The sequence below is a fragment of the uncultured Nostoc sp. genome (genome assembly GCF_964245445.1).
Lineage (GTDB): Bacteria > Cyanobacteriota > Cyanobacteriia > Cyanobacteriales > Nostocaceae > Nostoc.
Window position 1 is genome coordinate 1 of sequence record NZ_CAXTNE010000040.1, and the last position, 14,289, is coordinate 14,289.

Sequence of the window (14,289 nt, forward strand, 5' to 3'; positions counted from 1 at the left end):
GTCCCCAGTCCCCACATTTGTATAAATCAGACTAGATACCTCTAAAGAAGTAAGCAATTATGGCGATGGAAAAATTGCCAAGCTGAAACAAAATAATATTAGGAATTTAACATCATCCGCAAAGAGAAGGACTACAATCAAAACGGACAAATGTTTCATGTTCCAACAAAAGAGGATTACAAAGCTATGTCCGACTTAAATCGCGGAATTATGAAATTTGAGGGTGCAGATTCCCCAAAAGTAGTCACTATCTCTACCGTGTTGCTTCTGGGATCGATCACTGCTCTGATAATCTGGGCGCTGCAAGCGGCCTATGCGCTAAACTAAAACCATTAGTAGCTTAGAAGGACACTGGCAAAAACGGTTGCCGTCGTTGCCAAGTGTCCATTCAGCAACTAGTAAATAAAAACGCCCTAATTATCATCAAAAATTTTAGAAAAACTTTAGATTTTAGATTTAAGGTTTTAGATGGAAAATTTAAATCTAAAGTCCAAAATCCAGAATGTTTGAACCTTGGGGTGTCTTAGTTATTTTAATTGCCTGCCCCCTCTTGGGCGGATTACCCCTGATTGCATGGATCACTTACGCGCTTACGGGCAAGCAATTATCAGAAGTTGGTACGAGAAACATTAGTGTATCAGCTGCATTTTATCATGGCGGTAGGTTTGTAGGAATTCTGGCAGTTTTGTCAGAAGCTTTGAAAGGAGTTGCAGCAGTCTTACTCACCCGTGTTTTCTTCCCAGAGGGATCGTTTTGGGAATTAATCGCCCTGATCGCTCTGGTAATAGGTAGATATTGGATAGGCAGAGGGGCAGGTACGACAAATGTCGTCTGGGGATTTGTCGTACATGATCCTCTTGTGGCAATATTTGTATCCTTCTTTGCAGGTATTACCTTTACAATTCTGCAATCGAGAAAGGTAGTAAAATTTGGGGTTTTACTTCTCTTTCCTCTGTTTGTGATGATTCTGCACCTTGGCGATTACCCCAGAATACTTGCTGCTGTTGCTTTAGCTGCTTTAATGGGCTGGATTTATACTAAAATTCCTGATGATATGAATTTGCCAGCCCAAGAGGCACAAACTGAATCGCAAGCGATGTTGGAATTTTTACGCGGCGATGTCTACGACGGGCTACGCCAACGCGCGATGGTTTCTTTAGATGAAGAGTTGAATGCTGCCATTGTTGGAGAAAAGGCAGCTACATTATCTCAAATTAAGCGCTGGGGTTATCCAGTCCCTAAGGGATGGGTACTTGCCCCAATCGACGATCCCCAGATGTTGACAGAATTTCTCCAACCATCAGAATTATCTCCCTTGGTGGTGCGTTCTTCTGCCATTGGAGAAGATTCATTTCAAGCTTCTGCGGCTGGACAGTATGAAACAGTTTTAAATGTTACCAACCCAGAGGCATTACAATCAGCGATCGCTCAAGTTCAAGCTTCCTACAATCATCCGTCTGCTGTGCAATATCGGCGCGATCGCGGCTTAAAAGATACAGCAATGGCTGTGTTGATTCAACAACAAGTCCAGAGTGTATATTCTGGTGTAGCTTTCAGCCGCGATCCCATTACTCAGCAAGGTGATGCAATCATTATTGAAGCCCTTCCAGGTAGCCCGACGCAAGTCGTTTCGGGAAAAGTCACACCAGAACAATATCGCGCTTTTGTCATTGAAACAGAAAATTCTTCCTCTGTGCAATTAGAGGGTGAAGGAAGAGTCCCCCAAGCATTAATTAAGCAAGTTGCATACTTAGCTTATCGACTCGAAAAACGTTATCATGGCACTCCTCAAGATATCGAATGGAGTTACGACGGTCAAACACTCTGGGTGTTGCAATCTCGACCAATCACCACTCTATTACCAATCTGGACACGCAAAATCGCTGCCGAAGTGATTCCTGGAGTAATTCACCCCTTAACATGGTCGATTAATCGTCCTTTAACTTGTGGTGTTTGGGGAGACTTTTTTACTCTAGTTTTGGGCGATCGGGTCTTGGGGTTAGATTTTACTGAAACAGCAACTCTCCACTATTCTAGAGCCTACTTTAATGCATCCCTCTTAGGAAATATTTTTCTCCGCATGGGATTGCCGCCGGAAAGTTTGGAATTTTTAACTAGAGGAGCTAAATTAAGTAAACCGTCCTTGCAATCAACCTGGGAGAATTTACCAGGACTAGGAAAGTTGCTGAGGCGGGAATTAAGTTTAGAAAAAGACTTCAAGGAAGATTATCACAAACGGTTCATTCCTGGTTTGTCGCAGTTGGCGCAAGAAGATATAGATAACTTGGAACCAGCCAAGCTGCTAATCAGAATTGACTTTATTTTAGAGTTGCTACGTCATGGGACATATTACAGTATTTTAGCTCCCTTAAGTGCTGCCGTGCGGCAAGCGATTTTTCGGGTGAAGGATGGGCAAATTGATAATAGCGTTACTCCAGAGGTAGCGGCATTGCGATCGCTGAGTACAATAGCAACAGATGCAAAACAAGTATTGCTTGAGTTTGAACCACAGCGAGTATTTGAGCAATTAAAGCAAACCCCAGAGGGAGAAAAGATCCTGCGAGAATTTGACGAATTACTTCAGGATTACGGCTATTTAAGTGAAGTGGGAACTGATATTTCCGTTCCTACTTGGCGGGAAAATCCTAAGATGATTAAGCAGATGTTTGTGCAGTTAATGCAGGGTAACGAACCACAATCAGGCGCTAAAGACGCAATTAATAGCATCTTTGCTGGTAAGCGCAAACGTGGATTTGTGCAACGGCGTGTAGATATCAAGGGACGAGTTACCGAAGTTTATTCACGGCTTTTAGCTGAATTGCGTTGGAGTTTTGTAGCTTTAGAGAAGATTTGGTTAAAGTCCGGCTTACTCAAGAAAACAGGAGATATCTTTTTTTTAGACTTTGATAAAGTGCGGCGTTTAATTGCAGGTGGCGATTCTAGGTTAATTGAGGAGTTAAATGAGTTAGTGGAATCGAGGCGATCGCAATTCGTCCAAGATAGTGAGATCATTCAAGTACCCCTTTTAGTCTACGGCAATACACCCCCTCACCCCTTAGCTCCCTCTGAACTCTACTCTGACCAAATATTACAAGGGATTGGAGCCAGCCAGGGACAAGCTGAAGGCAGAGTAAAAGTGTTACGAAATTTACAAGATGTACCAGAGATTGATCGAGATACGATTCTGGTAGTACCTTACACAGATTCCGGCTGGGCACCTTTGTTATTAAGGGCTGGAGGATTAATTGCCGAAGCTGGTGGACGGCTTTCTCATGGTGCGATCGTTGCTCGTGAGTACGGAATTCCCGCAGTCATGGATGTTCGAGGTGCTACATGGCTACTACAAGATGGTCAACGAGTAAGGATTGATGGCTCTAGGGGTATTGTGGAATTATCTAACGATTTAAGACCAGAATGATTACCACTTCTCTGAAAAACTTGCCAGAAGAATCTGTTTCTCACAATGCCGAAATCAAGAAAAAGGTGATGCTACGCTTCGGCGATTTACCTCACTTAACTAACTTTTCTCAAGCACGTTTTGCTCCCGGACAAACTGCACCAGCACACGCACATCAAGATATGTGCGAAGTTTTCTTTGTGGAAGCGGGTTCAGGAGTAATTCACATTGATGGTATAGAACACCCCTTGCTTCCAGGGAACTGCGTGGCGATAGAACCGGGAGAAGTACATGAAGTTGTCAATAGTGGCTCAACTGAGCTTATTTTGACCTACTTCGGCTTGCGAGTGGAAAAATAGAGCTAATCTATCAGTCAATATAGTTCAGTTTGCAAAAACGCCTACTAGCAATTACGGACTTAGCAGTGATAGAAATTGGCTAGGAGTTGTTTGGTTGAAGTTAGTTGTCTAGGTTCAAAAGCAATCAGGTGCAGAACTCCTAACGCCTCGCCTTGTGCCATCATTAGAACGTAGAGGGTTTCCCCTTTTAAAAGTGAGTGAAGATGCTGACAGTGTAAGCGGCTTTGAGCATCCTTCAAAAAGTAGGGTCGTCCACGTCTTAATGCCTAGTACTCACTCGGTGTAAATAGATTCAAGTTTTGCTCAAAAGCCCTATTCAAAAGGTGGGGATATGATATTAAGCGTTATAAATTTGACACACGTTGATTTAGGGGAATACGAATAATAAACTCAGTACCAACTCCTGGTTGCGAAATGCATTCTAAAGAACCGCGATGTTTTTGTGTGATAATTTGGTAACTAATAGCCAGTCCCATCCCTGTACCTTGTCCAACAGGCTTGGTCGTAAAAAAGGGATTAAATATTTCCTTTAAAGTCTCTTCTGGTATTCCTAGTCCATTGTCGGCAATGCTAATTGCGACTTGATCTGGTTCTAGTAATTGGGTGCGAATATAAATTCGGGGATTATCTATTATATTGTATTTTTTTGTTGTCCACCGACCTCTAAGGGCTGAATCTTCTAAAGCATCGAGCGCATTCACTAAAATATTCAGAAATACTTGGTTTAACTGCCCAGCATAACATTCAACTAAGGGGAGGCTACCGTATTCTTTGATCACCTCAATTTGCAGGCGCTGATTAGCAGGGTTGAGGCGGCTTTGAATGATCATTATTGTACTATTAATTCCCTCATGAATATCAACTGTTTTCATTTCAGCTTCGTCTAAGCGTGAGAAAGTCCGCAGAGATAAAACAATATCTCGAATCCGCTCTGCTCCCATCATCATCGATTTGAATAATTTGGGGAAGTCTGACCTTAAAAAATCTAGTTCAATGATATTTGCAAACTCCTCAATTGCCTTGATTGATTGGGGATAATGTCTTTGGTAGATATCTAATAGTGAAAATAAATTTTGGGTGTATTCATCAGCCGATTTGAGATTGCCGTAAATAAAACTAACTGGGTTGTTAATTTCATGGGCAATTCCAGCCACTAATTGCCCCAAACTGACCATTTTCTCATTTTGAATTAACTGAGCTTGAGCCTGCTGTAAATCTTTGAAAGCTGTGGCGAGTTCTTCTTTCTGACTTTGAGTTTGTTTGAGTAATTCTGCTTGCTGTAATGCTACACCTAACTGAGAAGCAATTTGGCTAAGTATATATACTTCATCTGTTTGCCATTTTCGAGGTGCATCGTTTTGGTAAACTGCTAGCAGTCCCCAAAGTTGTTGACTTTGATAGATAGCGGTAATTACATAAGCTCTTGCCTGACATTGCTCTAAAATTTTCAGGTAGCACTTACTAAAGCCAGCACTGTAAATATCGTGACAAACACGATAAGTTTCATTTTGAGAAAAGCGTCCTCCCTGTGTATCTTGTAAATAAGTATCAGCAATTGGAGGAATAGATAAATTTTTCAAGCTACATTCACTGACATTTTCTACTAATTCTGGTTGATGCACTTGCTGCTTCATTAGAGGCAACCATCCTTGTGCTAAGGATTCAGAAACAAATATTCCACTCCAATCTGGATTGAAACGATATAAAATTACGCGGTCAGAGTTGAACAATTGCCTGATTTCTTGAGTGGTTGTCTGAAAAATATATTCTAAGTCAAGAGATTGACGGATTTTTTCAACGGTGATAGCGACAATTCTCTGAGATTCCGCTGCTTTGAGTGCTTCTATTTGTAGTAATTCTACAGGCTGAGAACTGGCTTTTTCTAAGTATTTATTGGGCTGCAACATAATTCTTAATAAGATAAGATAATTAACAATCAGTCTAGTATAAAGTTTAAAAAGGATTCATCAAACCTATTTAAATCTTTCGTGAACAAGCAATATTTTTAGCTGGTGCTTTAACTAGATATGTGGTTTAACTAAGGTAATACTTTAACTCTTTGTAAGCGAATGGGAAAGGAAATGATGAATTCTGTACTACCATCCACCTGAGATTTACAAGTGAGTTGACCTCGGTGTTTGTCAACTACAATCTGATAACTAATTGAATTGAAAGTCCTAGCCTAGTGCCAACACCTCTAGGTTTAGTGGTAAAGAACATCTCAAAATTCTTTCTAGAATTTCAGGTGCAATACCAGAGGCGTTATCAGCAATGCAGACAACCACTCAATCGTTTTCCTGGCGCTCGGTAGAGATTTCAATTCGTGGGCGGTGTTGCTCGTGGTGCTGTTCTTCCAAGGCATCAAGTGCATTATTGAGAATATTCATGAATACTTGAGAAATAAAGCCAGAAAAAGCTTGAATACTGGGAATATCGCCGTAGTAGCGCTCAACTGTAATGCCCCCTTTGATATGGCAAATTCCGACGCTCAGGGCAAGAGCATAGCCACATTTAATTTTGTTACCAATACTCATACCATTAATCATCCTTAAGAACCACCTTTGGAAGTTTGACTCAATGACGACATCGTTAGAAATTAGCGGCAAATCTAAGTCTTGATTCTGAGAAGCCATAATGATACTAGACGCAGCAAACATCAACTCTTACTTAGAGTTCCCTTATTTTGCTTAAAAATTATAAATTCTCAAACTTTATTTTGCACTGTAAGCCTTTTTTATAAAATTAAAACTAAATGCACCACCGTTCTGTTGTGACTTTATCAATCCCGTTAAGGCACAAGCCTTGAAAAAAGATACCAGGTGTCACAACCTAGATCCACCCTAAACAACGAATAAACTCGAAACACGGCTGGTATAGGAGTGAAAGTTCTAATGTACGACGTCGTCCCACCGAGCAACTTGCTCCTGTATTGTTTGGTCAACAGATTCTGAATGGTTAATTTACTTTACTTAACATCGAGCTAAAATTTAGGTATAGCTTGAGCGCTCAACTCGACTTTTTCACCCAACTGCAACCTTTTCACCAAGTCTACAGTCAAAATAACCCCTACAAATCGTGCCAAAAAAGTTGTAGGGGTTCTGCTTGCCTTAACAGATAAATTTCCTTAACCCAAGCATATTCCCTTATAGACAAGAGTACATTTGCAAAATCTTAATATACCAAGGGTGTCGCGCCGCGCATCTGACGTAAAGAATTTATACAAGCAGGACAATCGCAGCCAAATAAGTTGATTGCCACATTGCTTTCTTCATCATTGAACTCCAGCATGGGAGCATCTTCTTGAGAAAATTCTATTTCACGCTGATAGTTAGGAATTTGAGCTAATACGGAAGCCCTTGCACATACTAAACCCACTTTATGTTTATTGCGTATACAAGATAGACGGTCTGTGGTTTTGGCTGTTGGTTCTGGCTCCATAGCTTGTGCGTGATTGAGCATTACTCCCATCGAGAGAATAGAGCTAATCAGCACAGGAGAAGAAAGCAAACTCAATAGGAATTTGTTCATTAGTTTTTTTAGAAAACAATCTCGATTGCTCAGATTATCCGATTAAATCTTACGGTGCAAGTAAATATCTATCAGGAATATTGCTAGTTGTATGAGCAATTCTAGTTACTTTCTGCGTCGCTCTTGCATTTCTTGCTGACGCATGGGCATAGCGTCAATTTCTTCAAAAATTGCTGTCGCCTGCACTACTGTGGCATCACTGCGCTTAACACCACCATCTTTACCCACCAAAATCACGCGGAAATTTTCTTTGTCAACCCCAAAGCGATCGCGCAACTTGGCAGCAGAAGACTCATCTATTGGCTGTCTGTTGGCATAGCTTTCATTTGTTGCCAAAACCTGAACGAGAACTAAATCCCGATCTGTAAAACCGTTATTATGCTTTTGTAATAGTTGCATTTGCTGCTGATACATAGGGTTATCAACAGACGGTGAAAAGATTACTAGCACACGGTTTTTCCATTTTTGAGAACTGAGGTTGAATGAAGACATTTTGATGGCATGATTGATTGAACTTTGGACAGTATCAGCTTTGCTAACTGGCGACAGGATTATACACGCTAATAGGGGAAGGGCAATTAATACTGAATTATTCACAATGAGTTGTTGTCTGTTTTCTATCCTCTCAACCTATCATTATCCCCATTTTTTCTCTATCTGTTGATGGTTTTGTATCTCATCTGGGGATTCGGTATAGCGACGCGGCGTATAAACCCAAATATTACCATCGCTGCGCTTGATAGTTCGGGTTTTTGTGGAACCAACGAGAATAATTGTCCGCATATCAGCGCTTGCTGGTGCTAACTGGTCAAGTGTAATCACTTTTACTGCCTGTCCTGGCCTACCAAGATTCCGCGCCAATACTACTGGTGTATCCGGTGTTCTATGTCGCAGCAAAATATTTCTCGCTTCTGCCAGTTGCCAGGTACGCTCTTTGGAAACAGGATTGTAGAAAGCAATTACGAAATCAGCCTCAGCAGCAGCAGTAATTCGTTGTTCGATCGCAGACCAAGGTTTCAAGATGTCAGACAGGGAAATAGCACAAAAGTCATGTCCAAGGGGCGCACCAATGGCTGCTGCTGCTGCCTGCATAGCTGAGATGCCTGGTGCTACATGAATGTCGATAGTGTCCCATTCAGGTTTGGCATAGCGATCGCATACTTCAAAAACTGCTGTTGCCATTGCATAGATACCGGGGTCACCAGATGAAACTACAGCTACATATCGCCCAGTTGCCGCCAAATCAAGGGCCATTTTTGCCCGTGCTTCTTCTTCGCGGTTGTCGGACTCATGCCGTTGCTTGCCATCAGCCAGAGAACCAACTAAATCTAAATAAGTTTTATAACCCACTAGGTCAGTTGCCGACTTGAGTATCTCCTTGACTTCGGGAGACATCCATTGCGATCCACCAGGGCCTGTGCCAATAATCGCTAACCGTCCGCGTGGTTGACCGATGGTGTTGGGGTCAATTGGTTGAGGGGCAATGGCGATCGCTATATCGGGAGATGAGGAAGTAATGGGGGATGTGCCTGTGGCTGCGAAAGCAGCTGCTTGGGCGGGGCTATAACCTTGTGATAACAGACTTTTTAGCTGATTTGAGGTAAAAAAGCGGGCAGGCACTCCCAAGGCGCTAGCTACGGCGTAGATTGCGGGATCGGCTGCGGCGGTGATGGGTGCAAATATCCCGGCGACTGATGCTTTTTCTAGTGAGGCATTAGCTAGTAGTTGCTGTACTAAAGCTAGTGCATCATCAATGGAGGCACTAATTGCGATCGCGATCGTTGCTGGGTGGTAGACAAGGCAGTTGGCTGTAGGAGTCACCAAACGTTCCGTAACTTGAATGGTCAAATCTCCCTGTGGATCTATGGGGAGTTTGCGATCGCTCAACCAAGCTGCTGTGCCTTCTAACTTGACTTTTGCCCCGGCTAGCAAATCTGAGATAAATTTCTTAGCATCCTCTGGGTTTGCTAAATAGTATCCGGGGGGAGGAGATAACAGCGTTGTGCCCAAACGTAAATCTCCTGTAGTGGTGATTGCAGGTTTGACATCAAGCGCTTCGGCAATGCGACGGGCCAAATCGTTTACCCCACCAAGTCCGCCCAAGAGGGGGACAACAGCACTACCATCTTCAGCCACAGCTAACACTGGTGGTTCCTGTCGTTTATCCGAGATTACGGGCGCTAGCGTTCTAATTAAAATGCCGGCGGCACAAATGCCAATTAGCGGCGTTCCCTGAGCAAATAACTCGCGCAACGTCTCGCCAAAGTTATTAAAGCTGACATCAACTCCAGATGTGCGACCCGCTAAACCGTATAGTGTCGCCCCTGGTAGGACAGTGATTATTTTGCGTGCTACTGTGACGCTATTTTGACCTAGTACTACAATGGCGGGTGCAATGTTCATCATCATAAGTAGATATCTTACAAAATTTTGATATCCTTCAAATGAAAACACAGATGTGCGCCGTTGCTTCGTGCGAAGTGCGTAGGCATAGCTCCTCGTAGACATTGCTTGACGGCACTTAAAAGTACCATGCATTCATGAACTAGCGCAAATAAAGGCTTTCCCGTTGCTCTCTACTGGCGTCGCCACCCCTTGAAGGGATGGGCTTTCTGCTTTTATCGCTGTAATCTTGGCGTTAAATGTGGCTTTTATTATTAGTAGTTTTTTAACTTCTAATCAGTAATTGGATGTTTATTCCAATAAAATATCTACTTCAGTAATCAGACAAAAAATATTTATTGCTATTATAAAATCCACTTAAAAGTCGTCGAAATATAAAGTTTATCAATATTATTATTTTGCATAAAGTTCACATCTCTTAGATGATTATATATTGATACTTCATTACTTAGGTGATAGTTTTTATATATAAACAGTATAACTACTGAAACAATATCAAGGTTATCTATTGCAGGCAAATGCAGTAAATTTTTGATCTGTTTGTATGGTGAAATCTGTAAGCGACGATGTTTATTCGTTAGCTAGTTTTGTCTGAAAGTTTTTTCAGTTACAAAGAGAAACTCATGGCTTTGAGTTGTAATTTAATTGCGATTAAATTATCGGGTATGGAGGAGCGATCGTAGCTAAAAATTCGTTTTATAAAAGGTGCGATCGCCTTAACTTAGTTCATTGCAATGAAAATTTTGGAAATTTAAACGCTACATTTAGTAGCACATTAACAATCACAGTCAAAATACCAGAAAAACAAATCGATAAGGAATAAAACAAATGGATAACAATTCAAATCAGCCTAAAACAGATATAACAGACATCAAAGCATTATTCCCCGAAGGAAAACCACGTTGGATCTCAAACACTATTACATATAACTTCATGCCCTCCTTGCCGATTGCTTACCTAAAAGCACCCATATTTGAGGTAATTGGAAAGGATGCAAGTGGTATTGAGGGTAAGGACTTCAAGCCCTTTACCGAAAGTCAAAAATTAGCAGCAGAAGCTGCATTACAACTATGGGCTGATGTTGCAAACATAAAGTTTGAGCGTAAGGTAGACAAAGCACTACAGCTTGCTGATTTATTGACTCCACCTAAAATTAAACTTGCTTTAGAGACAATTGGAAAGTACGATGATTTTGCTGATTCGGTTGATCGTGTGGCTGGAAAGTACTTAGGCTTCCCACTTGTTGAGGGAGCTGACATTCGTTTTGGCACAGATGATCAAGGTGAAACCTCAAGCGGTTATGCAGCCTATCCCCCAGGAAGACGGCTGGAAAGGATAGAGGAAGCGAAGAATAATTTCTTTGATGAAGTAGATCGCATCATTAACTCTATTAATAATGCAATTGACAACCTAAATGATGCCAATCTAATTAATCTCATCCCTGGTGTAGAAGTCAATCTTATCCCTAAACTTCCAACTGCTTCCAAAATCTTTCCTTTTGGAACACTCAAACTTGGTACTTATGGTGATGTTTTTATCAACAATAACGATGAAAATAATAAGCCTGAGTTAATTGGCATACCAGGTTCAAATGGATTTTCAACATTAATTCATGAGATTGGACATGCCTTAGGTTTGGAGCATCCGGGAAATTACGATGCAGGTGGCGGTGGTTCGGATGCTCCATTTTTACCTGGAGATAGGGATTCTGTTCTATACAGCATCATGTCCTATGACTATAAAGATGGGAACAAAGATATTGAACGTCAAAGATGGGCAGAGCTTCCTGTCTTTGATAAAAAGGGAAAATTGATAAAAGAGGGAACGCTATATGCTCCTCAAACTCCAATGCTCTATGACATAGCTGCAATTCAAGTCCTTTATGGTGCAAATTTCCAAACTCGCAGTGGCAATGATATTTACAAATGGGATGCAACTCGTCCCTTTATGACAACTATTTGGGATGGTGGAGGAATTGATACCATTGATGTTTCAAATCAAACTAGCTCGGCTGAAATCAATTTAAATGGAGGAACATTCAGTTCAATTGGTTTCCGAGGTTATAACTACTTCTACGACTCTACAAAGATTGACTCAAAGGGAGAAAAAGGAGATTATCTAAGGGATGCAAAAGGAAATTTTATTGAAGATCCTCAAGCTAAATATAACTTAGCGATCGCCTTTGGAGTCACGATTGAAAATGCGATCGGTGGGAAAGAGAATGATGTTTTAATCGGTAATGCTGTTGCAAACCTACTTGATGGGGGTAATGGCAACGATACCCTAATTGGCAATGCTGGTGCAGATACCCTAATTGGCGGTGAAGGAAATGATATTTTCGATGGTGGTGCTGGAAAAGATACGCTGATAGGAGGCGAAGGTTTCGACATAGGATCTTACGGAACTTCCACTACCGGAATCATCATTGATCTCTCAACTGGAACAGTATCTGGCGGTGATGCAGAAGGAGATGTTCTCATAGAAATTGAAGGTGTCGGTGGTTCAGAATTCAGTGACACTCTGCTTGGAGACGAAAATGATAATGCTTTCAGTGGACTTGGCGGTGATGATGTAATACGTGGTCGTGGGGGAAACGATCAACTCAATGGTGGTGCAGGTAACGACCTCATTGATGGCGGTGCAGACATTGATACTGTCGCCTACGACAGTTCCCCTAATGGTGTAATTGTCAATATCAATGAATCCCAAAGCTACAGCAACATAGCCTATCTGCTCGACCTCGAACCCACCTTCAACATCGCAGCAGGCACAGCCTTCGATGGTTTTGGCAATACCGATACCCTCCGCAACCTGGAAAACATCACAGGTTCTAACTACGATGATGTTTTGATTGGCAATGCCCTCAGCAATACCCTCAATGGTTTAGCTGGCAACGACCTGCTCATTGGCAACGGCGGTGATGACATCCTAGATGGCGGTGACGGCACTGATACCGTTAGCTACCGTCGCTCATTCAATAGCTCTAATATCGGTGTATCTGTTGACCTAGCAAACAACATCGCCTTTGATGGCATTGACGGACTCGACACCCTGAGAAATATCGAAAACATCATCGGTTCTCAGTTCGCCGATCGCCTCATCGGAGATAGCAACGCCAACACCATTCTTGGTGGTGATGGGAACGACATTATCGAAGGCAAAGAAGGAAGCGATCGCCTCTTTGGTGAAAACGGCAATGATGAAATCTTTGGCGGCGTTGGTGACGATTATCTCGTTGGTGGCACAGGCACAGGCTGGCCTTCCGATATCCTCGACGGTGGCACTGGCAACGATACCGCCTCTTACATTACCGCAACCTCCGGCGTTGCTGCTAGTTTAGCTGAAGGCACAGGTTGGCAAGGAGATGCCACAGGCGATAAATTTATCTCGATTGAAAACCTCGAAGGTTCATCCTACAACGACTTCCTCATCGGCGATAATAGCAACAATATCCTCACTGATTTAGCAGGTAACGATACCCTCGAAGGTCGAGCTGGGAATGATACTTTGGATGGTGGTGCTGGAGAAGATACCCTCTGGGGTGGTGATGGTAACGACATCTTGCGAGGTGGTTCTGGAAAAGACATCTTGGTTGGCGACCTTGGTAACGATATCCTCGAAGGTGGTTTAGGAGATGATACCCTCGATGCTGGTCTTGGTGACGACACCCTTACAGATACAGAAGGTAACAATACCTTCTATGCAGGCGAAGGTAATAACCTAGTTACCGGAGGTTCTGGCAATGATGTCATTTATGCAGGCTCTGGTCGTGACATTATCAACGCAGGTAATGGCAACAACCAAGTTTACGCTAGCGAAGGTCTAAATAATATCTTCACAGGCTTTGGAGATGACACCATTTATGCTGGCTCCAGTAACGATCTAATTGATGCAGGCAATGGTCGCAACCTAATCTACGCCGCAGAAGGCAACAATCTCATTGGCACAGGTTCCGGCAACGATATCGTTTATGCAGGTTCCGGCAGCGACTGGATATTTACAGGTGCAGGAGATGATGTCATTTATGCCGCAGAAGGTAACAACTTAATTGCCGCAGGTGCTGGCGATAACTTGATTTATAGTGGCAGTGGTAGCGATTTATTTGTTCTTGCTTCTGGCGCTGGATTGACCACGATTAACCAGTTCCAAAGCAACGATCGCCTTGGCCTGATCGGTGGTTTGAGTTTCGATAAACTGTCCATCACCCGAAACCAGCAGGGTAATGAGTTTTCCACCCATATAAGTATTGCCTCCACTGGAGATTTACTTGCCAGCCTCAAGTGGGTAGAAGCTAGTTCCATCACCCGCAACTCATTTGTTAATGCAGAAAGCTTAGGAATGTTACTACCAAATGGAGCCGCAGGTGGTAGCCTCCTGGCTGGGTTGATGACTTCTGGCGTTGAGACAGGATTATCTGTTTCCTCAATCCTTGACCTTCAGCAACAGGCGATCGCATCTGGCAGTCCTTTCAATCTGGCTAAAGGTATAGTCTAAAAACCTAATCAATTAGGTATTGAGCCGAGATGGCTTGGAATTAGATGGGGCGTCAACCCCATCTAATTTTCTACCTTCTGCCTCCAGCGATAACTGCCTTCTTCACCA

General features: G+C 42.5%; 8 protein-coding genes. 3 read left to right on the forward strand and 5 right to left on the reverse strand.

The features are described 5' to 3' along the window. Positions 1–502: 502 nt before the first annotated feature. Both ACFE90_RS09725 and ACFE90_RS09730 read left to right on the forward strand, forming a co-directional pair. Positions 503–3,418 carry a glycerol-3-phosphate acyltransferase gene (locus tag ACFE90_RS09725; RefSeq protein WP_375499948.1) on the forward strand — a complete coding sequence of 972 codons (2,916 nt, stop codon included), beginning with the start codon at positions 503–505 and terminating at the stop codon, positions 3,416–3,418. Further along, the gene (locus tag ACFE90_RS09730) at positions 3,415–3,756 is read left to right on the forward strand and encodes a cupin domain-containing protein (RefSeq protein ID WP_375499950.1); all 342 of its coding nucleotides are present in this window, start codon (positions 3,415–3,417) and stop codon (positions 3,754–3,756) included. Before ACFE90_RS09725 ends, ACFE90_RS09730 begins: the two co-directional genes overlap by 4 nt. Positions 3,757–4,100: 344 nt before the next feature. On the opposite strand, the gene ACFE90_RS09735 is transcribed toward ACFE90_RS09730, so the two are convergent. The 5 genes from ACFE90_RS09735 to cobJ form a co-directional block, all read right to left on the reverse strand. Beyond that, positions 4,101–5,663, reverse strand: a complete 1,563-nt coding sequence (locus ACFE90_RS09735; RefSeq protein WP_375499952.1) for an ATP-binding protein — start codon at positions 5,661–5,663, stop codon at positions 4,101–4,103. A 378-nt stretch (positions 5,664–6,041) separates the two neighbouring features. Further along, positions 6,042–6,389 (reverse strand): hypothetical protein, encoded by a 348-nt coding sequence (locus ACFE90_RS09740; RefSeq protein WP_375499954.1) that lies wholly within the window; start codon positions 6,387–6,389, stop codon positions 6,042–6,044. Between the two features lie 538 nt (positions 6,390–6,927). After that, on the reverse strand, positions 6,928–7,284 hold the full coding sequence (locus tag ACFE90_RS09745) for a hypothetical protein (RefSeq protein WP_375499956.1): 357 nt from the start codon (positions 7,282–7,284) through the stop codon (positions 6,928–6,930). Between the two features lie 105 nt (positions 7,285–7,389). Beyond that, positions 7,390–7,881, reverse strand: a complete 492-nt coding sequence (locus ACFE90_RS09750; RefSeq protein WP_375499958.1) for a DUF4174 domain-containing protein — start codon at positions 7,879–7,881, stop codon at positions 7,390–7,392. A 39-nt stretch (positions 7,882–7,920) separates the two neighbouring features. Continuing rightward, positions 7,921–9,693 carry a precorrin-3B C(17)-methyltransferase gene (gene cobJ, locus ACFE90_RS09755; protein WP_375499992.1) on the reverse strand — a complete coding sequence of 591 codons (1,773 nt, stop codon included), beginning with the start codon at positions 9,691–9,693 and terminating at the stop codon, positions 7,921–7,923. A gap of 822 nt (positions 9,694–10,515) precedes the next feature. Here cobJ and ACFE90_RS09760 point away from each other — a divergent pair. Continuing rightward, the gene (locus tag ACFE90_RS09760) at positions 10,516–14,181 is read left to right on the forward strand and encodes a M10 family metallopeptidase C-terminal domain-containing protein (RefSeq protein ID WP_375499960.1); all 3,666 of its coding nucleotides are present in this window, start codon (positions 10,516–10,518) and stop codon (positions 14,179–14,181) included. Positions 14,182–14,289: the final 108 nt, after the last annotated feature.